The organism is Candidatus Bathyarchaeota archaeon, from assembly GCA_026014725.1.
GTDB lineage: Archaea > Thermoproteota > Bathyarchaeia > Bathyarchaeales > Bathycorpusculaceae > Bathycorpusculum.
Map to the genome: position 1 here is coordinate 1 of JAOZHV010000010.1, position 23,409 is coordinate 23,409.

Here is a 23,409-nt window from a genome sequence, read left to right on the forward strand (position 1 = left end):
GTTTATTTATATATGGTGCAGGGGGTGGGATTCGAACCCACGAACGCCTACGCGATAGGGTCCTAAGCCCTACTCCGTTGACCTGGCTTGGAGACCCCTGCATAGCGGTATTCAAAGAAAAATAACGTCCTGCCTAATATTTATTTAACCTGCACAAAACCAAAAACAAAGACCAGCTTCACAGCTAAAAAGCCATTAAGAAACAGCCTTATTGTTAACGGCTCAAAACACTAGTTCACAACTATCCTTTGACACCTGAAGTTTCACTTTCTCATCCAACTCATAGATATATTGTTTTTCCAGTTTAGCCTCACTTAAACCAAACTGCTCTCCGCATTGGGGGCAAACAAAAACTATCCGCGGAACCGAAAACAAATGCCCGTTACCACAACAATAACCATTTATTTCTCCTCTGTCAAGCAAACGATTTCCACATTCAGGACATTGCAAATAAAACTCAAGCGCCACAGAACCGCACTTGGTACAGTGCACACTGGAACAATACGGCGTCTTTTTAACTGACTTTTCTTCTTCAAGCACCTTTAATTTTTCAGGCAAATCCTCAACTAAACACCAATCAGCTTCAGGTGAGGCAACCAAACCCAACATCGGCGTAATTCTGAGAACTTCCGAGTCTGATAGCAGAGACAGAAACGAATTTGTACTTTCCATTTCACTAATCGAGGATGGTTTTAAGATGACTTTGCCGTCCTTATCCTTTGAAAGCAAAAGAAACGCGCGGCTTGCTTGTTCAAAAAAATCCACAGTCAACGTTTCGCCTTTAAAGTGAAGGTTTCCATCACAAGTTGAAACTGCCATATCCAAATCCGCTAAGGGCGCGTGGCTAACTCCGATTATTATCAGGTTGAACGTTCTGCCAAACAGTTTAAGTCCACTTATGAAGGCATGGGCTTCATTCGTATCCATATTTAGGATTAAGGTGGAAAGCGAATCGATGATGATAAAGCCATTTTTTATCCAATCCAAAAAAGAACTAATCTTTTCCAACAGCACGCGGGGGTTATATTTTATTTTTCGTCGCTTTGATTTTTCTTGGTTGTAAGAGAAAAAATCTATGAAAAACAAACCATAATTATCGGCATAAGGAGTAATGTCTAGTTTAATTTGTTTGAAATACTGTTTTATCTCCGATGCAGAGTGGTCTAAACAAATGTACAAGCCTTTACGGTCACTTCGTAAAAAATTATGCGTTAATTGAAGCAGGAAGTTACGTTGGTTGAGACTGAACTTTCCGCTAACACTAATGCATGAAGGCGTAATTATACCCGGATGTAAAATTTTATCTAAAGTAGGAAAACCCGTTCGTACATATTGCAGCGTTGTCACCATTTAGTCACCTTTTGTCTGCCACATGGCTTGGCAACCAAAGATAAATGTTTTTCCACACAAAGGCGCCCACAACCACAGAAACCCTTTTGCCCTACAAATGGTGGTTTCTCGTATTAATGAAGCAGTTTGACCGTAAGCTCTTTATTTACTATCGTATGTTGTTTGACAGAAGAACCACAAGTTGCCTCCGTAGCCTAGCCCGGTGGGGCGTTACCTTGGTAAGGTTGGTTTAAAGCCAATCCCAGTGAGGTAATGGTCGCGGGTCCAAATCCCGCCGGAGGCTCCATTAATTTTTAGCTCTCAACTTAAGGCGGAATTTATCAAGTAGAAATCAACTTTTTGTTTTTAAGTGACTGCTCCACGATTTTCTTCACTCTCTTCGCACGAGTTTCAGCAGTCTTGGCATTATAAACCCATCCAATGTACATATTCTGATAACTGTTTGCAAAGTTTTTGAAATTATTCATGCTTTGTTGTCCTTCATTAAAGCCTCTTTCAAATCTAAAGGAAGAACCTCTTTGGTTTTGTTTGTATAAGCACTATCCCAAAGACCAGTCTTTTTTGCTTCCTCTATCTTAGCTAACCCTGCAGGGGTCATTCTTCCTGATTTAATCAGCCTCTCGGCTCTTTCCTTGTTTATCTTTGACCATGCACTATTTGCTTTTCGTCTCGAAAAACGTAAAATGAACCTCTCATCATCAACTCTTTTTAGCTTCCCATCTATCCAACCGAAGCATATGGCTTCTTCCACAGCTTCTTCTAGACGTATTCCTTTTTTTCCTGATTGTTTCTTGTAAAACACTAACCAAACATTACTTTCTTTATCATGGTTCTGTTCAAGCCATGTTTTCCATCCAGCTCTATCTTTGAAACAAGCGGCATTTTCCATAATGACATACTGAGGTTACGTTTTAAAATTAAAATTTTTTGGAAAGACAATGTCGGTTTTGGAAAAAGCTTCTTATTCCATGATTGCGAGTAAGTTGAGCAGGGGGAAACATGGTTAGCTTCTCGTTTCCAAGACGCGAGATAATCATCTTAGCTTTAGTGCTTTCTGTTTCCTTCCTGATCAGGGCTCTGCTGTTTCCTGCACAAGGTTACCCTATTGATACTGGAGACTTCATCTACTGGTTCAACACTGCTGCACAGCATGGTATAAGACCATTTTATACTGCGGCTGGATGGGCTGATTATCCACCCTTCAATGTCTACATCTTTTGGGCGTTTGGCTCCTTGGCAAACGCAACGAGCGTTAGTATGGCAGCTATGGTTAAGCTGGTGCCGAACCTTTTTGATTTAGCCACAGCAGGACTAATCTTCTTCTTTATTAGAAAACAAGCAAGTTTCAAGTATGCCATACTGGCAACGGTGCTTTACACGTTCAACCCAGCTGTAATCTACAACACGGCGGTTTGGGGTCAATTCGACGCAGTCTACACCTTCTTCCTCATAGTTTCGCTCATGCTTGCGCTTAGAGATAAACCTGAACTCTCCGCCGTAACCTTTGCACTTGGGCTTTTAACTAAACCGCAGAGCATTGCTCTATTGCCGCTTATTGTTTTCTTGATTTTTAAGAAAAGCGGTTTGAAGCGTTTGCTGTTTTCGGTGCTTGCGTTCACTGCGACTGTGTTCTTGGTCATTTTGCCTTTTGAATGGAGCAATCCTGTTACTTTCCTGAGTGATATCTACTTTGGAGCGTATGGTGGCTACGCGTTCACTTCAATTAACGCTTTTAATTTGTGGGGCATGTTCGCGATGTGGGCACCCGATGGATACCTCTACATTGTGGGCTGGGCATTGTTCGGCGCGGTTACCGCTTTTACCTTGTTTGTGTTGCATAAGCGTTTTCATGTTTCAGGTGATTGGCTGGCAATTTTTGCAGCGTTCATGCTTTTCTTTGCTTTCTTTATGCTTCCGACAAGGATTCATGAACGGTACATGTTTCCAGCCATGGGTACTTTAGCGTTAATTTTTCCGCTAATCAAAAAAGCGCGTCCCTTTTATGCGGTTTTAACAGGGACACTTCTAATCAATCAAGCTTACGTTCTCTACTGGCTCAACGTCTATTATCCCAATGCTGGCCCTAATCTAACAGGTGACCCGGTGGTTTTGGTGGTAGGCGTTATTAACTTGATCATGCTTTTGTATGCTATCATACTGCTGTGGGATGAATTAAGAGGCAGAAACTGGCTCAAAAAAGCCCCCGTGTTAAACGAAAAACAAACAGGTGAGGCAAAATAAACCTAAAAATCACCAAAATAGACCTGCTAACCATCGTTTTACTTTGCATAGTTTTCTTCTCTATAGCTACACCAAACCTCGGCTTAACTCAAGCACCAACCAGCACCGTGCAGTTTGCGAGTGGACAAAGCTTCTACTTTGACCTCGGCGCAACCAGCAACATAAAAGCCGTGGCTATTCTGATAAAGTATGGAGCGTTCAACGTTACCGTTACGCCGGGGGCGCCGGGCAATTGGCAGCAGGAAGCGGCAACTAACAGTACTAAACCGTACAATAACCAGCAGTGGTCCGAGGAGTATTACAAGTGGCAGGAAGTTAGTTTTTGGCAGAGCACACAGTACGTGAAAATTGACTTTGGCAGTTCAGGCTACAGCACGATTATCGCTGAAATAGCAGTCATAAGCCAAAATGACCAGCAAATCCCAATCCAGTCAATACACGAACTTAGTGGAGGGAATCCTGACCTTAACAAGGTCGCTGATGAGCAAAGTTTGGTTCAGTACCCCTTCGACTACATGTCGCAGACTTACTTTGACGAGATTTATTTTGTTCGAACGGCAGAGCAGTACTTGAATAGGCAGTTGCCTTATGAATGGACGCATCCACCGCTTGGAAAACTCATCCAAGCCGCTGGCATCGTGGCTTTCGGCTTTAATCCGTTCGGGTGGCGAATTATGGGAGTAATCTTTGCTATGTTGATGATTGCGTTGGTTTATTTGCTTGGGAAAGAGTTGATTGGCACATGGATTGGCGGCTTCACAGCGGCGTTTTTGATAACGTTTGATTTTATGCATTTCACTATGGGGCGGATGGGAACCGCTGACACGTACGTGGTATTCTTCACGGTAGCTTATCAACTGTTCTTCTTCATTTACCTAAAGAACGTGTTTAAAGACGGCTGGAAAACAAGCACTCTGCCCTTGCTTTTGGCTTTCATATTCTTCGGTTTAGCTTTTGCGTCAAAGTGGCTTGTGCTCTACGGCTTCATTGGCGCATTATTCATTCTATTTGTCATGCGGCTTAATGAAGTTAGAAAACTCGAAGGCTTTTCTGCTAAAGTGTACGGTTTTGTTGACCGTCCGTACTCTCAAGTTGTGGCTTTCGTTTTAATAGCCATCGGCGTTTACTTTTTGACGTATATTCCAGACATGGTTGCAGGCAGGTCATTCCTTGATGTCTTAGGGCTACAGGGCGCCATGTACAGTTATCATTCGGGTTTAACTGCGACGCATTCTTTCTCTTCACCATGGTACAGTTGGCCGCTACTCTTCGATCCCTTAAACCCCAACGTACATACTCCGCTCTGGCTTCAAAGTGCATCTTTTCCAGATGGACTTACTAAGTCGACTATTGTGGTGTTGGGCAATCCAGCGGTTTGGTGGGTCGGCTTTGGCGCAATACTAAGTATCACAGTTATCTTTCTAAAGCAACTTCTTCAACCCATAGGCAGGTACTTGTGGTCGTTAATCAAGCATACAACAAAAAACGTGTCCTTTAAAATAGAGATGCCGATTGCTTTCCTTGTTGTTTTGTTCTTTTTCCAGTGGCTCCCCAACGCACTGATAAGTCGTGTACTGTTCATCTACCACTTCTACCCGTGTGTGCCTCTAATGTGCGTGGCTTTAGCGTTCCTGATTAGCAAGTACTGGAGTAATAAATGGGTCAAACTGTTAGCAGTAGCCTACTTCGCACTCGTAGTAGCTCTGTTTGTCCTGTTCTATCCTGTCATCTCGGGCGTGCCGACGCCGATTTCAACCATTGACAGCTTGAAGTGGGGCGGCAGTTGGTTGTTCTAATGACACAAGCGATAGTTCCAAACGTTTCGGTGCAGGTTTCAGTTGTTTTGCCAGCTTACAACGAAGTGGATTTTTTGGAGCCAGCTGTAACAAAAATAAGCCAATCGCTTGAGGAACTGGGTTGTACTTATGAAATAGTTATTGCTGAGGACGGCAGCACAGACGGCACAGACAAAAAAGCAGCCCAGTTAGCCCAGACGTTTACGTTCGTTAGGCACATTCACAGGGAACAGCGGCTTGGACGAGGAACCGCACTCAACAACGCCTTTCGGCAGAGCAGCGGCACGGTTTTGGTTTACATGGATTTGGACTTAGCCACCGACCTCAAATACCTAAAACCTCTTATCGAAGCCATTACAGTGGAAGGTTTTGATTTTTCAACTGGCTCTAGGATGCTTCCCGAAAGCAAGGCTGAACGCACTTTTCGCCGAAGGCTGAGTTCCAAATCTTACAATTTTTTTGTGAGGCGCATGCTTGGCTCCAAGCTCCGTGACCATCAGTGTGGCTTTAAAGCGTTCAAACGAGAACCGCTTATGCAGTTGCTTGGCGAAATTGAGGCGACGCATTGGTTTTGGGATACAGAGATTCTTGTGCGGGCGCAAAAGAAAGGGTTTAAGGTGAAGGAGTTTGCGGTGGAGTGGAAAAGCGGCAAGGGCACCAAGGTGAATATGGTTAAGGATTCATGGAGCATGTTTCGGCAAGTAGTTTCGCTTTGGTGGAAACTAAAGCGGAAAAAGGTTTAGGCGTATCGGTTGGCTAAGATAACAAAGGCTCTAGCCACCAAGGATAAGCCGAAAATGAGTATTATTCCAGCCCAAAATACGAACCACTCGCTGGGTATAGTCATGTTTACAAGGTAAGTAGCTATCAAGTAGCTTGCGCCCAGCCAGAACACGATGTTTTCAACCGTTTCAGCTTTACGTGAAACAGGAGAATTCAAGAATATCCTAAGTGCCAAGATTATGATTTCTACAATGCCTAAGCCTATTGCAAACTGGAAAACAGCATTGTAGAGAATCATGTGGGCGGCTGGATTGACTGGTGCTGGCAAGGGTATTGAGGTGCCAGGGATGTCAGAGAGAGTTAGGGTGCCAAAGAAGTTAATGACACTATCCCAGAGGCTGTTGGGCAGGTTGACGAAGTAAACTGTGGCAAGTATTATGAAGAGTGAACCTATGTATATGGCAGTGAACAAGCTCTCTTTTTTCTTTTCTGTTAACGCATGCCGGTCTATTGTCACAATAAGTGCCTTTCTCCAATTCGTCTATGGAACGGTGGACACATATATCTTTCTCTCTGGTGCCGCAAGTGCATGTTTTAAATACTCAGAGCAGATAAAGTGTAACTAGGTAGAATTAGTATGTCGTATTGTCCAAAATGTGGCAATAAAGTTGACGAAACAATGGTGTTCTGCCCACGTTGCGGAGCATCCCTAAAAGGTGCGCCCCCGCCAAGTCAAGCACCCCCTGCCCCTCAGTATCGACCAAGGGACGAAAAATCAGAAAAGAATGAGAAGCAGGAGAAAAGAGAGAAGGAAGAAGAACCTGAAAAAAGAGAAAAAAACGAGAAGGGCGAGCAGGGCTTTTTGGGCTTTTTAATCGGCGGCTTAATCCTCATCACGTTGGGGCTTTTCTCTCTGTTGCGGTTCACTGGTTTCTACACTTCGGGAGAAAGCTGGGCTGTTATGCTGCTAATCATCGGAGTAATCATCATCATTGGCGCCATCTACGTAGCGCTCATTGCACGTAGGCGCTCCCCACAACCGCGTTAAAGTAGCCAGCCTAAAAATAGACGATAAAGCCTATGCTCCAAAAGCGTTAGAGCCGTGTTTCTTCCGAACACTCGAAAATAGTTTTTGCCCGCCGCCTCAATCAAGTCGCTAATATCATAACGCGGAAACATGCAAGAAGACAAAAGCAATCTGCCCCACTCGCCGCGCTTAAGCTCATGAAGCATTTTCACACCCTTGCCCGTCGCAACCTCGAAAAAGTATGCGTCATAATTGGGTGTTATGTAGGGTAAATCGTCTAGTTGCTGAGCGAAAACACCTTCGGTCGCCGTGTACATTTCCACTATGGGCACGTTGCCGTAGTATTTTTTTAAGATTGGCCCGTACTTGAATTGGATTTTGCGCACGCTGGTACAGAAGAGCGCTTTGGGTTTCCATAGGTCAACTGGTTTTTTGCCGTGCTTACGCAGAACATACTTGGCAAAAGAGAGAATCACTGGCGTCACGCCCATGGTCGCAGTAACGTTCTCTTTGAGCGCCTGCTGATAAACAAGCTCAAACCTTTGAGCCCAATCTTTTCTGCCGATGCCGCAGCCTAAAGCGTCAATGTCTTCTTGACGCGGCAGAAGGCTCACTCTGTCAAACATGGGGTTAAGCCGCGCGTAGGTGCCTGAACTGTAGCCGTAAGTGACTTCTTTGCCGTCGCAGTTCATTGTGTGAACGGAGGAGGGAAAATTCAAGTTAAGAATTACTCCTAAAAAGACCTCGTAATTTTTGTTTTTGATTGCGTAGTTTATCAGTGCTCTTGCGCCGCAGCCGAAAATCTGTTTGAGGTGCGTTTGAGTTGCAGGCAACACTTTGGATTTTCCCGTTGAGCCCCGCGTCATAACCCAGCACACGGGTGGTTCAGGCAAAAACGCCTTGTAATTGCTTTCTCTTACCTGCGCAAGGTACGGGACTAATCCTGAATAGTTGATTATGGGAAAGTTTGCCTGATAATCAGCTATGCTTTTTATGTTTGTTGCGTGGTGGTTTTTGCCATACTCGGTTGCGCCGTATTTTTGCAGCAGTTCAGCTAAAACTTTTTCCTGTGCTTTGGCTGGGTTCTCTATGGAGTCGTACCATGGCTGAACATACGGTTGCAGGATGCTGTTGATGCTGTCTTGGTCAGGCAACATAGCGTTCACTAACGTGTGTTATGAATTTGCTTATATGCTTCTCCACAAATAAAATAGAACTGCGCAGGATTTACGTCTTTAAGGTTGAGTGTTTATGGGAGAAAATGTTAGGGAAACAGCGGAACGAATCAAAAAACTGCAAGTTCAAGGCGCAAGAAACGTCGCCATAGCCGCAGTTCAAGCGATGCAAATGCTTGCAAAACAGTCAAAGGCAAAAACCAAAACCCAATTCCTAGCAGAACTAAAAGAAGCACAAAAAATCCTCGCGGCAACACGGGAAACTGAGCCGTTGATGCGCAATGCCATGCATTACCTAATAGTGCAAGCCCAGAACGCGGACACTGAAAAAGTAGCAAAGTTAAGCCAAACGGTTGTTTCTGCCGCCAGCCAATTTCTTGCAGATTTGGCTACTTCAAGAGAACGCATAGCCGAAATAGGAGCTAAACGCATCCGCGACGGCACCGTAGTGTTCACGCACTGCCACTCTTCAACTGTGACTCGCTTGCTTGCCAAAGCCAAAGCAGAAGGCAAAAACTTCAAGGTTATCTGTACAGAGACACGTCCTGCTTTTCAGGGGAGAATAACAGCGCGCGAAATGGTAGAGCTTGGCGTTGAAACCACTTTTATTGTTGACTCAGCCGCACGAACCTTCATGGACAGCGCTGACATTGTTATCGTGGGCGCTGACGCCATCACCTCAGAGGGCAATGTAGTCAACAAAATTGGCACCAGCGGACTCGCGGTTTTAGCGCATGAAGCCAGAGTGCCCTTCTATGTGGTTTCGGAACTGCTCAAGTTTAACCCAGAAACGCTTGGCGGCGAGTGCGAAAGAATCGAGCAGAGAACCCCAGCAGAGGTTTGGAGCGATGCACCAGCTAAACTTATAGTTCGCAATCCCGCTTTCGATGTTACCCGAAACAGGTACATTCATGGGTTAATCTGTGAAGAAGGCATAATCTCGCCGCAAATCATAGTGCAGGTTATGCGTGAAAAGTACCCGTGGGTTTTCTAAAACTGCTCAAAATTTCTTTAACTTCAAACTCGTGTTTCAGCTTTGGAACGCTTATTTCATAATGTCCCTTAAATCAAACTTTTCCAACAGTTAGCCTAATGGAGGAAAATAAATGAAAAAAGTCTGCATCGCTTTGTCGTTACTAATTTTGGCTAGCATGATTTGCGGTGTTGCATCAGCAGCAAACAGTGTTGGACCAGCGCCTAATTCCGGTGACTGCATCCCAGACGGAAGCGGATTTGACCAACCTAACAGGGAAAATCAAAATAGTCCTGGAAGGGGCCCAGCACCCAATTCAGGCCACGGAATACCAGACGGTAGCGGCTTCTAAGCAAATAGCTTCCTCTTTTTCTTTTTTTTATTTTCAAGAGTGAAATTTAATTTGTATTTGGCGTTCCCAACCCAGGAATCAACGGCAATCTAATAAGCAAAATAACCCAATCAGTGGTTAGGGAGACCGCTTTGAGAGTCCTGTTTATCGAGCCGCCGAAAGACATATGGTTTGTCATGGGCGAATACCTGCCACCGCCTTACGGCATCATCCAACTCGCCGCCTATCTGGAAAAAACCGTGAAAAACGTCGAAATACAAATTTTAGATTGCAACGCCGAGAGGGTCGATTGGAAGAAGATGGAGGAGCGCATTGCCGCTTTTAACCCCGATGTGGTGGCTTGTGCTTCTTTGGCTACCTGCAACGCTTATGCTGTCGTGAAAACTCTTGAAACTGCTAAACGCATGGCTCCAAAAGCGCTCACAGTTACAGGCGGGCAACACTTCACCGCAACAGCCCAAGACAGCCTCCAGCGCTACCCAGAAATCGACGCCATCGTCCGTAACGAGGGAGAACAAACCCTAGCTGAATTAGTAAGCGCGCACCAACAGGGAGCAGGGTTCCAAAACATTCAAGGCATCTCCTTTAGGAACGGCACAGAAATCACACATAATCCAGCTAGACCTTTGATTGCAGACTTGGAGGATTTGCCATATCCAGGCTACCATCTTGTCAAAGGCAATATGCACAAATATCATTTTTCGGCTATGTCGGGTAAAAGGGCGCCATATGCTCTAATCGAAGGCGCTCGCGGATGCAACCATCAATGCACCTTCTGTACTCAGTGGCGTCACTGGCAAGCATGCTGGCGACTCAAAACCGCCAAGCGAATTGCGGATGAAATGGCGTATTGTAGTCGGGAGTTTGGAAGTGAGATGATTTGGTTGACTGATGACAATTTTGGTGCTGGTCAACGTCCAAAAGAAATTGCTGAAGAAATCATCGCTAAACAGTTGCCTGATGTGTCTTGGTTTGTTCAGGCTCGATGCGACGACATAATCCGCAACAAAGACACACTGCCATTGTTGGCTAAGTCTGGGTTGAGCTGGGTGCTGCTTGGGGTGGAGAATTCGAGTCCTGCCACGCTGGATTACTTCAAGAAAGGCATCACGCCTAATGATGCAAAGACGGCAGTGCGGCTTCTACGTGACAACGGCATCTTCGCCCACGCAATGGTCATTATCGGCAACCGCAAAGAAACTCACCAATCCATACTTCAGCTTCGAGAGTTTGCTAACGACTTAGACCCTGACTTCATAATGTTTGGCATCTTAACGCCTTTTCCAGGCACAGAAGTTTACGCCGAGGCAGAGCGCAACGGGTGGATTGAGGACCAAAACTGGAGCCACTATGACATGATTCACGCCATCATGCCAACTGAAACGCTTTCAACCAAGCAGGTGCAAGAGGAGCTTTATGGCTGTTACCGTGACTTCTACGGTCACTGGGGCAGGCGATTGGGCGGGTTGTTTTCGAGTAGACCGATGAAGCGGCGCACGTACTGGCACATGTTAATGTCGGGAGTTTTGGGCAAGATAAAATCCCTGTTTTAGGAGATAACTTGGTGAAAACTGAAATTTCTAAGTTCTTCTTGCTGTTTCTTGTGGTTGTTTCGGTTTTTGGGTTAGCGCTTACCCCGATTCTTTTGCTTCAGCCTAACCTGCACGCAGACCAGTTGCCTTTTCGTCGCCCACTCATATCCGCTTTGTATGGTGTAATCTGCGTTGCAGGTGTGATTGCCGTCTTTTATCCGAGCAAGTGCCGCTTGATGTTCCAAAAACCAAACGCTACTTTTGGCTCAAACAAAACATCTGCTTCAGAAATACAACTTAAGGGGCATCATCCAGACTGCGAAGAGTTCTCGGCAAACCGAATTACACTCAGGGGTTCAGTGCGGTGCGCTGCATGCACTGGCTTGTTGATAGGGGCGATAGTTGCCGTGGTGGGGATAGTTTTGTTTTCTTTTGGGTTTTTTGATTGGGGGACTGGAAGCCTTTGGGTGTTAGTAGCTGGAGAAGTGTTAATGCTTGTTGGATTAGCTCAAATAAGGATGAAAGGCTATGTCAAAGTGGGCGCGAATGCCCTGTTTGTGGTTGGTTCATGCGTTAGCTTGATTGTTGCGGATTTGGCTGGGCAGAGTTTGCTGGTTGATTTGTATGTGCTAGGTTTGATTATCTTTATGCTGTGGTTTAGGATTTTGCTCTCCGAATGGAACAATAAGCGGACTTGTGTGGCTTGTGGACACTGCATTAAGGTTGGGAACTAAGAGCGACGCCCGCCATATCTTCTATATCGATAAAGCGCTCCAACCACGAGAAGTACACCGAAAATAATAATGATAAGTGGCCAGAAGTCGATTGATATGCCGTAGGTTGCCTGCAAGAACAAGTTTAACCCGAAAAAGATTATGAGGACGCCGATAACGAGTCCTACAATCGCGCCGCCGTTCGGCAAGCCAAAACATTCGCTTTCCACTTTACGGTAGTGTTCTCTGTCGCTTCCTCGGTAGCGTTCGCCTACACTGTAGAGTGGAGCGCCACAGTTTGTGCAATGAACACTGTCGTCGGGGTTTTGGGTGCCGCATTTACTACAGTAAACCATTAGAATCCTCTCAAATATGAGTTAACTTGGATTTAGTTTTAAGATTTGCGGTTGCAGAAGAACTAGGGATGGTCAACCTGCTTGCTTGTTAGCAAGTTTCGCTTAATATTTTTAATAAAGGTCCTACCATAGAAAATCATAGCAGATAAAACGAAGATCATCAATATCACAGAAGCAACAGGCAATGAAAAAAGCGGGTTTGTCGTTACAGTGCCTATTTTTACGGTGGAATCCATGACTTGCCAAGTTGTTCCATTTACAAAAAGAGCATATACCTTGAGGTTATAGATACCATCACTTAAATTATCAACTGGCTCGCAAACTGAATATTTTGTATAGTTAAAAAAGCCATCCTCTATTGTGAAATTCAGTGAATTAGGCGGGTTGTCATCTATCTTATATGAGAAGGAATCTATTTGAGTAAAATTCTTCGGCAGTTCATAAAAAAATGAAATATTGAAACTTGGCTTTGGGCAGAGAACTGGGTTGGAGTAGGACGAATGGGCTGAATGGCGAGAAACAGGAGAGGAAATCCCAAGTATAGGCTCGTTTTTAAAATAGGAACTGAGAGGATTAGCTTCTGCTAGCTCAACAGCTTGCAAACCAGCTAAAGAAACAAGTAACAATACGACTGCTATTGTTGCCGTTGATTTGTTAGTCATAGCACACAATAATCTCAAAGATTGCTTTGCTATAAGAGACTTCTGATAAAGATTTCTTGACTAAACTAAGTCAAAAATTCTTGACTAAGCTACTCTTATCCTAAGGTAACAAAGACGGGGCATTTTGCAATTAATTAGTATCAGCAGACTCTCAAAAAACAGCTGGTACTGCGTCCACAACCAGCAAGCAACCCAAACCACAAACACAAACCAAAACACACAACCAGCCACTTGTTGCTGTAAGGGGAGAAGGGGGTCACACACAACAACTACCAAAAAAACAAGCCATCGAAAACGTTATCTCCAAAACAAAACCAATACCATACAAGGAAGCACAAAAGATGACAAATGAACGTTACGCTTACATCCTAACAGTAGACGAAAAATACTGGAACCGCCTCTGCAAAAGAAACAAAAACACCATCCAAACACACGTATTCATACGCAAAAGCCAAGTCGCCCCAAAACAAACCCAACAACTCCTCTTCTACGTCACCAAAAAAAGCCAAATCCTAGGCGCCGCAGACTTTGTCGAGCGCCTAAAAGGAAACTACTTAGACCTATGGGAGAAATTCGGCGATGAAAGCTGCTTTAACTCAATCGAAGAGTACAAAGCCTTTGTAGACGGCAGAGACATGATGACATTCATAAGATTCAACAACCTAAAAGAAATCACCAACCCAGCATCCAAAGAGGAACTAGCTAAAACTCTTGGTTCTCTGCACCGTTTTAGGTTAGGAAGATACCTTGACAAGCAAACCGCCATGCAGCTTGTGTAAAGGATTAAATCTGTGACTGCCTATGCAATAGAGAGAGCGTGAAATGCTTGTTCCGAGTTAGAGTCAACAAAATCGAATCAACCCGCGATTTAGACGGCAACCTAGGAAAAAGAATCGAACTCCTCGAAGAGCGAGAAGTTAACCCCTACGTTTTAAGACCACAATCCGAAGAAATGAAAATGGCACAAGACATCATGCAAGCACTCCAGCAACAAATGCCTTTTTTGCCCCAACGCACCCAAATGGCAACACCAAAAATAATCCTCTTCCTAACGGAACACGAATACGACAGTCTAGGCATAACCTTTGACGTGAATCAAGTTTACGAGGTTGCCCTCGAAAACCAGTCAATTCATTTTAGGAAAATTTGAGCAACTCACTGCGCATCTGCCGCAACGCTGAATGCTTGGGGTGGAAAGACAGCACAAACATCATGTTCCGCAATGTGCTGCAAATCTGCTCTAAATCAGACATTTTTCCCTCATCACAATACAACGGAATAGGCTCCCCCTCACCTTCTTCATAATACACGTATATCGGCGAAGCAGCCCTCTCAAACCGCACCAACTCAAAATCCAAATTCAACCGCTTAGCAGTTTCCCGAGCCGCAGCACGAACAGACTCCAACCGCTTCTTACTCGGAAGACCCCTAGAAGCATAAACCATCAATTTCCCAACGTTATTACCCTTAAACATGTCTACCACAAACACCAATCAACCGAAAACCAATTTAAAACAAGCCAACAAGCAACACTGCCACACAATAGAGGGGTCAGTTAAAGTGAAAACCTCATAAACCGCAAAAACAAGATTTTAACCATGCAAACCCGCGCGCATGTCTTTGTTAGAGGCAGAGTTCAAGGCGTCTTCTTTAGACAAAAAACCAAACAGCAAGCTCGCAGTTTAGGCGTAAACGGTTGGGTTCGCAATCTTGATGATGGAAGAGTTGAAGCAATTTTTGAAGGCGAGGAATCAGCCGTTAAAGCGCTCGTGGATTTCTGCAGTGAGGGCCCAAAGGGTGCTTTGGTAACCGATGTCTCTGTTGAGTGGGAAACTTTCAAGGATGAATTCCATAGTTTCGATATAGTTTACTAAATCCTTGTTAGTTAACGGCTAAGTTAAAATCTATAATTTGCCTATAGAGAGGGCCATGAAGATTCTGGGTTTAGTTGGGAGTCCCCGAAAAGCAAGCAACACTGACTCGCTTGTATCTACTATTCTAGATGGCGCAAGCAAGAACAATCATGAAACGGAGAAGGTTTACCTCTACAATGTAGACGTTGAGCCCTGTGTAGATTGCAGAGGCTGCAAAAAAGGTTCCTATCAATGTGTGCTCAAGGATGGCATGCAAGAGCTTTACCCTAAACTAGAACAAGCGGATGTCATAGTTTTTGGTACACCGCTCTACTGGTATGGTCCCTCAGCGAAAATGAAGCTGTTTGTCGATAGGTTACGACCATTTATTGTTTCTAAGAAGCTGCGGGGTAAGCGGGCTGTTTTGGTTGTTCCCTCCGAGGAAGGAGCAGACGCTTGTAATCTGACTGTTGGCATGTTTAAGTTATCTTTTAGGTATTTGGAGATGGACTTAGTTAGTGTAATTTTGCCTACCGCTTCAGAGCGAGCAGAAGTGATGACTCAACCCCAAGTGTTGAAGGAAGCGTTTGAAATCGGAAAAAGCCTTCAGTAGCAGTGTTAGGCTTTTTTCTTTGGCACCCTAAAATGCGAGTCTTTCCCAGCACTAATGTATTCGCCGCCCATGCCGCGGACTGCTGAGGCGATTTTGGCAAAGTTTTCTGAGCCCAAGAACTGTTTGGGTTTGATTATGATGTAATCGCCTTTATCTTCGAAGCCTAAGCGGGTTTCTAGTTCTTCGGGAAATGACATGCGTATATCGTCTATTGACCTTTGCTTTGAACTTGGCGCTAGGGTGGTTGCAGTTGGCGTTGCGGGCGTTTGGGGTGTGGGTTGTGCGATTTGTCCTACGGCAAGCGATTTTAGTGATGCGGAGACTGAACGCAAATCTGTTGATATTTGGTTTAGAACGGTGACGATTTCGTCAACTCTTTCTAAGAGTTGGTTGATTTTTTCTTTGTCGGTGCTCACTTGATGCTTCCCCTCTCAAACTGTTAGATAACTCTTTGAGGCTTATTAAATTATTTGAGGCTTGTTTTCTTGTAGTAGTTGTTGAAAAAGGGTTTGTTATGTACAACATCAACCTGTGGGTTGCGTGGCGGGTTGGTTTTTGTGTGTTTAGCCTCCTCCATCCACCTCTAGAAAAACGGCAACCGATTTTTCGACCAATGCTCAAGAAACCCACAGCGCCCTGCACTAAACTACAAAAACTCTACAAGCGGATGCCATGGTTTTGGGAAAGCGGCGGCTGCTCTGATAAGGCATTTAAGGTTACAGCGCTACAATAAAAAAGCAAATGGTAAACTGTAATTTGAGGTTAACAAAACCAGTCATCCTTCTAACCCTGTGCATAGCCGTTTTACTATTGGGCGGAGAGCAGGCTTTGTGCTGGAGCAACGGCGGCTACTCAGCTGACCCAAATGCGCCCGTTTATGGAACTCACGATTGGATTGCTGAGCACGCCTTGGATTTTCTGCCAGCACAAGAGAAACAATACATAGTCGATAATCTTGCCGTTTACCTGTATGGCACAGAACTCCCAGACAACAATCAAGCCCCAGACGGCATTGGAGACACAACAAAACACCACATCTACTACTCCGCTTCAGGCGCACTAGTGGATAATGCTTCGGCGCACAGAGCAAGCATGCTGTACGCTTCAGCTTTGAGTTTTTTGCAAGCCCAAGATTACGCTAACGCTGCCAAAACGGCTGGAATAATGACCCACTACATTGCTGATGTTGCCGTGTTTGGGCACGTTATGGGTGCAAGTACTGATTGGGGCGCCGAAAACAGCAGTACGCACACAAATTATGAAAACTATGTTGACCGCAGAACCGAATCGTACGGCGATGTCGGGTTTGGTCAATACCTTCAGTTTGACGGTGGCTTGGCGACTGTTTCTGCGTATGATGCGGCTTTAGCGGTTGCTTATGATACGACTTTTGGCGGTAGCAGCGGTTTGAATTGCACTTGGATGAATCTCAATTACAACTGGAGCAACCCAACCTATGTTGCTAGGTGCGGGGAATCGTTAAACGTGGCAGTTAACGCTGTGGCTGATGTCCTGCATACGCTTTATCAAGAAGCAACACCCTCGCCTTCTCCGACTCCACTCGTGCCCGAATTCCCTGCGATTTTGGCGGTGACAGTTATGCTGACAATTATGGCAACAACTATTGTTTTCAAGAGAAGCTTAAAACACGAACGCGGCAATTGCGTTTGATTAGGACAGTGCGGTCGCCGGGATTTGAACCCGGGTAGCCAGCTTGGGAAGCTGGAGTCCTACCGAGCTAGACTACGACCGCGTATATGTAGAATTAAAGTTTCTTTGAGCGCGGGTCAATATATTGATTATCTAAGAATATAGAGGGTTTATTATTTTTTTGAATCGTGGTGAGTATTCCGATTTGGTAATACACTTTATATGTAAAGACTCGAATTATTCGGGAGTGAACTGTACAACAAATAGACAGTTGGATACTTGTACAACATATATACAGTTGAGGGAAAGCAAATGAGTGAACACCCTAAAACAGTGTTAATCATTGATGACGACGAAAATATTACTAGAACTTTTGCTAGAATTCTCCAAAAAAACGGCTACCAAACAGACACAGCGCAAACAGGCGCTCAAGCCATTCAAAAAGCCAACGCCAACAAGTACCATGTAGCGTTGATTGATGTCTGCCTCCCAGACATGAACGGCGCTGAACTTTTAGAAAAACTGGATGACCACGGAGAATCAATGGTAAAGATAATAATAACAGGTTTCCCGACGATGGCGCCAAAGAAGGGAATCTCTGCCGACGCTTACCTTCTTAAACCCGTTAAACCTCAACAGCTTCTTGCAACGATAGAGCAAAAAATCAAAAACTAAACCACGACCTGTTTTTAGTAAGAAACAAGCATAATCATTTATTTCTAACCAGCAAAGAATAATACGTTTAGGAGCCAACAGCTTTGCCTAAAAAATACACCTACACAGATGCAGGCGTCAACCGCAAACAACGCGCCGAATCCAAAAAAGCACTAACGACCCTCAAAGAAACGTATCGGCATATCGGCTTTGGCGGCATCATGCACCTCCCATACAGCAACCTCTTCCCCATAAGCGACACCACCTTTCTGGACCTTGAAATCGAAGGGGTCGGCACCAAAGTGTTAGTGGCTGAACTCGCAGGCAAATATGACACAATCGGCATAGACGCCGTGGCAATGGTTGTCAACGACGTAATCCGTTCAGGAGCCAAGCCTCTGGCTTTAGCTGACAACATCCACGCAACCGCAAGCGAACCAAAACTGGTAGATGCATGGCTAAAAGGCATAATAGCTGGCGCAGAGGCATCCGAGTGCCCAGTTGTAAACGGCGAAACAGGTGACGTAGCAGAAATCATCAAAGGCTTAACCCCTAACTCGGGATTTGACATGGTTGTTTCCTGCGTGGGCAAAGTTGAAAAGCAAGAAATTATCACAGGTGAAGGCATCAAACCCGGCGACCCCATCATCGGATTACCCAGTAGCGGCGTGCACAGCAATGGCATCACCTTGGCGCGAAAAATCCTTTTCAAACAGTGGGGCGGAAAATACGACGCCGCCGACATTCCTGAAGCCTTGAACCGTGAAGTGGCGCTGGAAGTCTTGGAGCCAACTAAAATCTACGTCAAGCCACTGCTAAAGTTGGCTCGAGAAGTAAAAATCAAAGCCGCAGTGCACATAACAGGCGACGCCTACACGAAATTCAACAACCTCGCCAAATACTCACCAAACATAGGCTTCAGCTTCAACAACTTCAAGCCCCAACCGATTTTTGGTTTAATCCAAAAAACCGCAACCGAACTAGGCTACACAATAACCGACGAGGAAATGTTCAAGACCTTCAACATGGGCTGGGGCTTCGGCATCATCGTTGACAAGACAGAAATCGACAAAGCCATGAACACGCTCGAACAAGATAGCGCAAACCCAAAGATAATCGGCAAAGTCACAGATAAAGAAAGAGTCGTCGAAATACACCACCAAAACAAACACATGGTTTTAACGTAAGACTCAAAGCTGTCACCAGAACCAAACTACCTTTATAGTGGAGAGAAAAATCCTGGGAGAACTAATCCTCGAACTACTAAAAATAACACGAGTCCCTACCACATCTTTCAATTATTTCTCCAGGAGCCCAAACAGCGACCGCTTGATCAAAAAACGGTTATCAGCTTCCTAGAAAGGAAACACCCTAATTTTATATTTATAACATATAACCAATAAAGACTAGCCCTTTTCACTAAAAAGAAGCTTTAGGCGATTTTTCTAGCTTTAAGAAACCTCGATAAGTCAACAGGATCACAAAGGACTACCAAGTTTTCGTTTCCTACGGATTTACCATATTCAATTAAATCTGAAGTAACCGAATCTGCTAAATTTCTGGCCAGTACTACCAGTACATGCTGTGGATGAGTTCTGTTGTAAGCTTTCATAACTTGATGCGCAATCTTTTCCAAAGTAATTGAACCACCCAAGCTTTTAGAACCTTTAACAACACACGAAAAAGTCGTCGATTTTCCCTTAACAGATACCGAAAAATGTTCGAGATCAGCAACTTCAAGCACTGTATCTTTACCCCTATTTCTGCAATTAGTTGCACTTTTTTCTCTTAGAGAATCGACTAGTGCTTCTTGTATCTTATCCTCTGGCAGAGTTGCCAAGTTTGCGATAGCCTTCTTACCTTCAGCAATCGTTACTGATGTTGTCTCTGGGAAGATGTCTGAAAATGTTAGCGGTCCAACCTCCCGGTGTTCCGACAACAGATCAATTATATCGTCGAGGGGTAGGACTCTGATGAGTGTATCTGCATCAATTGTGTTTAAGTTAAAAAAGTGGTTCTCAAAGGCCTTAATTGTATCGACCAGTTCTTTTTTGGATGTCGGATTATGTTTTATTATATACCGCGCTAATTTTGCGCTAAAATTATCATAATCCTTCCAACCGTGCGATAGAACGGGATTAAGGATTCTGTTCGTTACCGCTATTTCTAGTCGAGGATTCATCTTCAGAGGCCTTAGTTGGTTCCGTTATTGAAAAGTTCGTTCGAACATAATCATCTATTCTTAATGTCTTAACCCATTGGTGCTTTGCGTATACTGGGCTACCGCCTTTAGTTTCTTCGAGAGGGTATATCAAACCATTTTTCTCTAAATGATCAATTGCACGCCAAACCGTTGGTTGCTTTCCACCCACTTTTTCTTGGATTTCTTTTCGACTTTTTATCCCATCAACCTCTAGAAAGACCCTGATCCTTGTAGGGTTCCCTGCAAGGGCGTCACGTACTAGTTGTACATACTTTTCACGGTTTAAATGTACACTAACTTCCTGCGCTTGTTTGAGTTCTCGGACATCTCTTTTTATGTTAACAATTTCTCTGGCTGTATCAACTGTTTCAGGCATTTAATCACCCTTTAGAATATTTGCTCATGAACTTGTTTACCATTTTTTTGTACAGTTTTAATCAACCCTTCTCGTCGAAGGATGCTAATATATGACCCAACGTATTCAGGTGGCTTCTTGAGAATTTGTGTTAGATCTTGAGTGGTTCTTGTTCCATCACATAAATCGTAGATTTGTGATTTAACTGTTCCTTCCTTCAACAATCCTTGCTTAACTTTTGAGAGATTTTCTTGGTTCGCTATAAGAAACAACGATTTTTGCTCCTCAAGAACCCTGAGGATATCGTCCAATAGTTCTTTTTCCGACTTCTCAGGCATACTTTAACTCTCCTTTGCGCTGGTAATCTTAACTGATGCCTCTGCCTCTTGCTTGGGGGCATACTCTGGAGTGGGAATACCAAATTCATCCAAATCAAATGAACGTTTGAACCTTGACCCACCCTTCACTGGAATACTTTCTCCCAAGCCCTGTTTGATCCAAGTTTGCCACATATCGAATATTGTTCCTGTACTTCCGACCTTTGCTATTTTGGCAACCTCTACTGTTCCACGTGTCCCGTCGCTTAAATGATAAACTAGCCGTTTTTGTTCGGTATTCAGAGCAGACAAGAGAATAGTCTTAACTTCTTTTGCACCTGCGAATTTTATCCACTTAAGGATTTCCCGTAATAGACGAGTTTGCTCCGATTCATCAGTGTTCATGCCTTTTTCGCTCCATTTTCAGGTGATTCATCTTTTTTCGTCGTGTCTTTGCTAGTCTTTTGCTCTAATTCCTCCTCTGTTTTACCAAAGACTAGATCTAACCAAGAGGAAGGAACATAATCTAGCTTTTTTACTGGAGGATATTTAGCAGCATAAATCACCAAATCGGCTGCCGACGCACTGTCGAGAAAACGAGATACAGTCGCTAAGCTTACGCCTACTTGTCCAGCAATATCTTTCGGCATCCGTTTTCCATCAATTAATACCCATATTTTTTTGCGCGTATCATTGTCAGCTATTTTTCCAAGCGCGCAGTCTAATTGCTCAGAATTTGCGAGCAAGAGAATTTTTGATATTTTCTTTAATTCATTTAGAACAGTAGCCTCTTCATTTAGCGGGGTCATTTCTTACTTACCTCCACGTTCGGTTGGCTTACTGGTACTATAGCATCCTCTTTATTGCTTGTACTATCTTTTGGTTTTGCTTTACCCGCGGGCTTTGTTTTATTTTCACTCTTTTTCTTTCTAAGACCGCTTAATACCACATTTATGTTTTCAGGTGTTTTGTTTAGGAACTTGGCAATTTCTACTGGTCTAAATCCGAGTGATTCTAATAGCTCAATCTTTCGTTGCTCTTCAGGAATATTCTTAACGAACTCTAGTGCTTGTAGCCTAAGCAGTTTGTCCATTTTATCTGAAATTTGTTGTAATAGCTCTATATCGCTCATTTATTTATCTCCTTATTCTTCCCTTCGTTTGGCTTCTATTTGGGTTGGCGGCACAGCGATACCAAAATCTTCCAAAGCAAACGATTTTTTAAACCGCTGTCCACCTTTAACATTGATTGGGTCTACGATGCCTTGTCGATACCATGATTCCCAATAGTTTCTAACGGTTTTATCACAAACATCCGCTATTTCAGCGATTTTCCGCGTTCCGTTATTGCCATCACTCAAATGATAAACCAATCGTTTTTGCTCTGTATCTAGAGTTATTGTCAGCACGTTACGTACTTCTTTCGCTCCAGCAAATTTTGTCCATTTCAGTATTTCCTTCATTATCACAATTAACTCATCCATTTGAACGCTCATCAGATTAACTCTCCACTAACGATGCCGGACTTACAGATTTCTTCTCTTCTCTCGCCTTCGTTTTTTCTTTTCTTTGGCGCAAGATCGGCAGTGTTTATGCCTATTTCTCGAAGGGTGAACAGTGGTTTACCTTGCGGATTAACTAGGCCGGCTTCAATAAATTTTCCCACCCAGCTGCTGATGGTTGTTTGAGCAATTTTTGTTTCTTCCTCGATTTTTCTTTGAGACTTACCTTCACTAAGTTTTTCGTAAACCTGGGCTTTTTCAAGTGTGTCTATGGTCGTTTTAGCAATTGACCGTGATGCATTAGCGGCGCTTATCCGCAAATAGGTTCTTATATCCTTCAAAATTTCGTTTGTTTCACTCATCAACCTCAACCTCCTGTTTAGCTTCCTCTTGTTTTTCTTCAGATAGCTGTGGTAAAAATGGCACTGGTATTCCCACCTCTTCCAGCGAACAAATCCTCTGACATCTCCCTTGATATACGCTAGAGGGTTCTACAATGCCTATCTTGCTCCATTTACGCCAATATGCAGCGACGGTTGATTTCCCAATTCCAGAAAGTTTTGCTATTTCACGTATTCCCCGTGAACCATCAGATAGTTCATACGCAAGTGTAGCTGCCTCGTCATCGCTTAACGCTTGAACTAAAACATTCTTGAGTTGTTGTATGCCAGCGAATTTAGTCCATTTAAGCAACTCACTTATTTTGTTTTCAATATTTTTTAGAGTTTGTAGTTCATCTGACAATTTTCGCTTGCCCCTCTTGCATATATGGGCTAGTCCTAGTATTTATTTTTTCCTAGTTTTTTGAATATTCACACATTTAATATATAAGTAAACGACGTTTTCTATTCATATAAAAAAAAGTAACAAAAAAAGTAGATCTTGTTAGCTACCGGAATTTACAAGTTAAGCCAGTCATAGTGTTCTTTTATGATTGGTCAAGCTACTCGTACTATTTTGTATGCTTGGTTTAGTTATAGGTTGTTGTTAAACTGTTGTAGCTACTAAATTAGGCTAAGGGAGGGGGTTATGACAGAGGGCAAAAATTCGTTTAGGTGTAAGGCTTAGTTGGTTTTTTTGTGCTCTTTTTTGTCGTGGAATTGCTTATTAGGGAGTGACTGGGGTTTCCTGACTTGCATTTTGCTGATTAATGCTATTCGCTGGTTCTTGTGAGAAAAACAGCAATCGATTCATGCTTTCACAATCACAACTTGTTCGCTTCAACATTGAGTCATGTTGGAGTTGTGAAAGAAACCGCATATCCCACAACCTAACAGTCGCAGAAAACGGCTCCAAAAACAAAATACAGCCGCCCTCTCAAGCAGACTTGTGACAGGATTAAAACAAAATTTCTCACACAAAG

General features: G+C 43.8%; 33 protein-coding genes and 3 tRNA genes. 17 read left to right on the top strand and 19 right to left on the bottom strand.

Features of this window, described 5'->3' with window-relative positions; genetic code table 11:
- Positions 1 to 13: 13 nt before the first annotated feature.
- A tRNA-Leu gene (locus NWE95_01560) sits at positions 14 to 101 on the bottom strand.
- A 121-nt stretch (positions 102 to 222) separates the two neighbouring features.
- Positions 223 to 1,350 (bottom strand): hypothetical protein, encoded by a 1,128-nt coding sequence (locus NWE95_01565; protein MCW4002589.1) that lies wholly within the window; start codon positions 1,348 to 1,350, stop codon positions 223 to 225.
- Between the two features lie 183 nt (positions 1,351 to 1,533).
- Between NWE95_01565 and NWE95_01570 the strand changes: the two genes are divergently transcribed.
- Positions 1,534 to 1,636 (top strand) — tRNA-Thr (locus NWE95_01570).
- A gap of 177 nt (positions 1,637 to 1,813) precedes the next feature.
- On the opposite strand, the gene NWE95_01575 is transcribed toward NWE95_01570, so the two are convergent.
- Positions 1,814 to 2,239 (bottom strand): hypothetical protein, encoded by a 426-nt coding sequence (locus NWE95_01575; GenBank protein ID MCW4002590.1) that lies wholly within the window; start codon positions 2,237 to 2,239, stop codon positions 1,814 to 1,816.
- Between the two features lie 110 nt (positions 2,240 to 2,349).
- Here NWE95_01575 and NWE95_01580 point away from each other — a divergent pair, with 110 nt between their 5' ends.
- From NWE95_01580 to NWE95_01590, 3 genes are all read left to right on the top strand, one after another.
- The gene (locus tag NWE95_01580) at positions 2,350 to 3,591 is read left to right on the top strand and encodes a hypothetical protein (GenBank protein MCW4002591.1); all 1,242 of its coding nucleotides are present in this window, start codon (positions 2,350 to 2,352) and stop codon (positions 3,589 to 3,591) included.
- Positions 3,592 to 3,698: 107 nt separating this feature from the next.
- The gene (locus tag NWE95_01585; protein MCW4002592.1) at positions 3,699 to 5,387 is read left to right on the top strand and encodes a glycosyltransferase family 39 protein; all 1,689 of its coding nucleotides are present in this window, start codon (positions 3,699 to 3,701) and stop codon (positions 5,385 to 5,387) included.
- Complete coding sequence (locus NWE95_01590; protein MCW4002593.1) at positions 5,387 to 6,130, top strand: glycosyltransferase family 2 protein; 744 nt, start codon at positions 5,387 to 5,389, stop codon at positions 6,128 to 6,130. The genes NWE95_01585 and NWE95_01590 overlap by 1 nt, the downstream gene beginning before the upstream one ends.
- Here the strand turns inward: NWE95_01590 and NWE95_01595 are convergent.
- Positions 6,127 to 6,627, bottom strand: a complete 501-nt coding sequence (locus tag NWE95_01595) for a hypothetical protein (protein MCW4002594.1) — start codon at positions 6,625 to 6,627, stop codon at positions 6,127 to 6,129. The two genes, NWE95_01590 and NWE95_01595, sit on opposite strands and share 4 nt — an antisense overlap.
- 120 nt (positions 6,628 to 6,747) lie before the next feature.
- On the opposite strand from NWE95_01595, the gene NWE95_01600 reads away from it, so the two are divergent.
- The gene (locus NWE95_01600) at positions 6,748 to 7,158 is read left to right on the top strand and encodes a zinc ribbon domain-containing protein (protein ID MCW4002595.1); all 411 of its coding nucleotides are present in this window, start codon (positions 6,748 to 6,750) and stop codon (positions 7,156 to 7,158) included.
- Here NWE95_01600 and NWE95_01605 read toward each other — a convergent pair.
- Entirely contained in the window at positions 7,155 to 8,294 is a 1,140-nt protein-coding gene (locus NWE95_01605; protein MCW4002596.1) for a GH3 auxin-responsive promoter family protein, read from the bottom strand. The two genes, NWE95_01600 and NWE95_01605, sit on opposite strands and share 4 nt — an antisense overlap.
- 94 nt (positions 8,295 to 8,388) lie before the next feature.
- Between NWE95_01605 and NWE95_01610 the strand changes: the two genes are divergently transcribed.
- The 4 genes from NWE95_01610 (at position 8,389) to NWE95_01625 (ending at position 11,903) form a co-directional block, all read left to right on the top strand.
- Positions 8,389 to 9,306, top strand: a complete 918-nt coding sequence (locus NWE95_01610; GenBank protein MCW4002597.1) for an S-methyl-5-thioribose-1-phosphate isomerase — start codon at positions 8,389 to 8,391, stop codon at positions 9,304 to 9,306.
- A gap of 112 nt (positions 9,307 to 9,418) precedes the next feature.
- A complete protein-coding gene (locus NWE95_01615; protein ID MCW4002598.1) occupies positions 9,419 to 9,637 on the top strand; it encodes a hypothetical protein in 219 nt (72 codons plus the stop codon).
- 131 nt (positions 9,638 to 9,768) lie between these two features.
- Positions 9,769 to 11,190, top strand: coding sequence for a B12-binding domain-containing radical SAM protein (locus NWE95_01620; protein ID MCW4002599.1), 1,422 nt, complete (start codon positions 9,769 to 9,771; stop codon positions 11,188 to 11,190).
- 8 nt (positions 11,191 to 11,198) lie between these two features.
- The gene (locus NWE95_01625) at positions 11,199 to 11,903 is read left to right on the top strand and encodes a hypothetical protein (GenBank protein MCW4002600.1); all 705 of its coding nucleotides are present in this window, start codon (positions 11,199 to 11,201) and stop codon (positions 11,901 to 11,903) included.
- On the opposite strand, the gene NWE95_01630 is transcribed toward NWE95_01625, so the two are convergent.
- Positions 11,900 to 12,238 (bottom strand): zinc-ribbon domain-containing protein, encoded by a 339-nt coding sequence (locus tag NWE95_01630; protein ID MCW4002601.1) that lies wholly within the window; start codon positions 12,236 to 12,238, stop codon positions 11,900 to 11,902. The genes NWE95_01625 and NWE95_01630 overlap by 4 nt on opposite strands.
- Before the next feature lie 62 nt (positions 12,239 to 12,300).
- Complete coding sequence (locus NWE95_01635; protein ID MCW4002602.1) at positions 12,301 to 12,900, bottom strand: hypothetical protein; 600 nt, start codon at positions 12,898 to 12,900, stop codon at positions 12,301 to 12,303.
- 341 nt (positions 12,901 to 13,241) lie between these two features.
- On the opposite strand from NWE95_01635, the gene NWE95_01640 reads away from it, so the two are divergent.
- Entirely contained in the window at positions 13,242 to 13,679 is a 438-nt protein-coding gene (locus NWE95_01640) for a hypothetical protein (protein ID MCW4002603.1), read from the top strand.
- A gap of 38 nt (positions 13,680 to 13,717) precedes the next feature.
- On the top strand, positions 13,718 to 14,050 hold the full coding sequence (locus NWE95_01645; protein ID MCW4002604.1) for an arcadin 1: 333 nt from the start codon (positions 13,718 to 13,720) through the stop codon (positions 14,048 to 14,050).
- Here NWE95_01645 and NWE95_01650 read toward each other — a convergent pair.
- Entirely contained in the window at positions 14,037 to 14,375 is a 339-nt protein-coding gene (locus NWE95_01650) for a hypothetical protein (protein MCW4002605.1), read from the bottom strand. The genes NWE95_01645 and NWE95_01650 overlap by 14 nt on opposite strands.
- Positions 14,376 to 14,498: 123 nt before the next feature.
- Between NWE95_01650 and NWE95_01655 the strand changes: the two genes are divergently transcribed.
- A complete protein-coding gene (locus NWE95_01655; GenBank protein ID MCW4002606.1) occupies positions 14,499 to 14,774 on the top strand; it encodes an acylphosphatase in 276 nt (91 codons plus the stop codon).
- 55 nt (positions 14,775 to 14,829) lie between these two features.
- Positions 14,830 to 15,366, top strand: a complete 537-nt coding sequence (locus NWE95_01660; GenBank protein ID MCW4002607.1) for a flavodoxin family protein — start codon at positions 14,830 to 14,832, stop codon at positions 15,364 to 15,366.
- 5 nt (positions 15,367 to 15,371) lie between these two features.
- On the opposite strand, the gene NWE95_01665 is transcribed toward NWE95_01660, so the two are convergent.
- On the bottom strand, positions 15,372 to 15,782 hold the full coding sequence (locus tag NWE95_01665) for a hypothetical protein (protein MCW4002608.1): 411 nt from the start codon (positions 15,780 to 15,782) through the stop codon (positions 15,372 to 15,374).
- Between the two features lie 98 nt (positions 15,783 to 15,880).
- On the opposite strand from NWE95_01665, the gene NWE95_01670 reads away from it, so the two are divergent.
- Together NWE95_01670 and NWE95_01675 are read left to right on the top strand one after the other, a co-directional pair.
- Positions 15,881 to 16,099 (top strand): hypothetical protein, encoded by a 219-nt coding sequence (locus NWE95_01670; GenBank protein ID MCW4002609.1) that lies wholly within the window; start codon positions 15,881 to 15,883, stop codon positions 16,097 to 16,099.
- A gap of 23 nt (positions 16,100 to 16,122) precedes the next feature.
- Positions 16,123 to 17,037: a zinc dependent phospholipase C family protein gene (locus tag NWE95_01675; protein MCW4002610.1), complete on the top strand. Its 915-nt coding sequence runs from the start codon at positions 16,123 to 16,125 to the stop codon at positions 17,035 to 17,037.
- 9 nt (positions 17,038 to 17,046) lie between these two features.
- On the opposite strand, the gene NWE95_01680 is transcribed toward NWE95_01675, so the two are convergent.
- Positions 17,047 to 17,119: transfer RNA gene (locus NWE95_01680), tRNA-Gly, on the bottom strand.
- 209 nt (positions 17,120 to 17,328) lie between these two features.
- Here NWE95_01680 and NWE95_01685 point away from each other — a divergent pair.
- Both NWE95_01685 and purM read left to right on the top strand, forming a co-directional pair.
- Positions 17,329 to 17,691: a response regulator gene (locus NWE95_01685; GenBank protein MCW4002611.1), complete on the top strand. Its 363-nt coding sequence runs from the start codon at positions 17,329 to 17,331 to the stop codon at positions 17,689 to 17,691.
- 83 nt (positions 17,692 to 17,774) lie between these two features.
- A complete protein-coding gene (gene purM / locus NWE95_01690) occupies positions 17,775 to 18,857 on the top strand; it encodes a phosphoribosylformylglycinamidine cyclo-ligase (GenBank protein MCW4002612.1) in 1,083 nt (360 codons plus the stop codon).
- 245 nt (positions 18,858 to 19,102) lie between these two features.
- Here the strand turns inward: purM and NWE95_01695 are convergent, their stop codons facing one another.
- The 9 genes from NWE95_01695 to NWE95_01735 are packed head-to-tail and all read right to left on the bottom strand — an operon-like array spanning position 19,103 to position 22,790.
- Positions 19,103 to 19,852, bottom strand: coding sequence for a hypothetical protein (locus tag NWE95_01695; GenBank protein ID MCW4002613.1), 750 nt, complete (start codon positions 19,850 to 19,852; stop codon positions 19,103 to 19,105).
- Positions 19,809 to 20,249 (bottom strand): hypothetical protein, encoded by a 441-nt coding sequence (locus NWE95_01700; GenBank protein ID MCW4002614.1) that lies wholly within the window; start codon positions 20,247 to 20,249, stop codon positions 19,809 to 19,811. The genes NWE95_01695 and NWE95_01700 overlap by 44 nt, the downstream gene beginning before the upstream one ends.
- Positions 20,250 to 20,260: 11 nt before the next feature.
- Positions 20,261 to 20,566 (bottom strand): hypothetical protein, encoded by a 306-nt coding sequence (locus tag NWE95_01705; protein MCW4002615.1) that lies wholly within the window; start codon positions 20,564 to 20,566, stop codon positions 20,261 to 20,263.
- A gap of 3 nt (positions 20,567 to 20,569) precedes the next feature.
- The gene (locus NWE95_01710; protein ID MCW4002616.1) at positions 20,570 to 20,950 is read right to left on the bottom strand and encodes a hypothetical protein; all 381 of its coding nucleotides are present in this window, start codon (positions 20,948 to 20,950) and stop codon (positions 20,570 to 20,572) included.
- A complete protein-coding gene (locus NWE95_01715; protein MCW4002617.1) occupies positions 20,947 to 21,354 on the bottom strand; it encodes a LacI family DNA-binding transcriptional regulator in 408 nt (135 codons plus the stop codon). The genes NWE95_01710 and NWE95_01715 overlap by 4 nt, the downstream gene beginning before the upstream one ends.
- Complete coding sequence (locus NWE95_01720; protein MCW4002618.1) at positions 21,351 to 21,677, bottom strand: hypothetical protein; 327 nt, start codon at positions 21,675 to 21,677, stop codon at positions 21,351 to 21,353. Before NWE95_01720 ends, NWE95_01715 begins: the two co-directional genes overlap by 4 nt.
- Positions 21,678 to 21,689: 12 nt before the next feature.
- Complete coding sequence (locus NWE95_01725) at positions 21,690 to 22,040, bottom strand: hypothetical protein (protein MCW4002619.1); 351 nt, start codon at positions 22,038 to 22,040, stop codon at positions 21,690 to 21,692.
- A complete protein-coding gene (locus NWE95_01730; protein MCW4002620.1) occupies positions 22,040 to 22,408 on the bottom strand; it encodes a hypothetical protein in 369 nt (122 codons plus the stop codon). Before NWE95_01730 ends, NWE95_01725 begins: the two co-directional genes overlap by 1 nt.
- The gene (locus NWE95_01735; GenBank protein ID MCW4002621.1) at positions 22,401 to 22,790 is read right to left on the bottom strand and encodes a hypothetical protein; all 390 of its coding nucleotides are present in this window, start codon (positions 22,788 to 22,790) and stop codon (positions 22,401 to 22,403) included. Before NWE95_01735 ends, NWE95_01730 begins: the two co-directional genes overlap by 8 nt.
- Positions 22,791 to 23,409 lie beyond the last annotated feature (619 nt).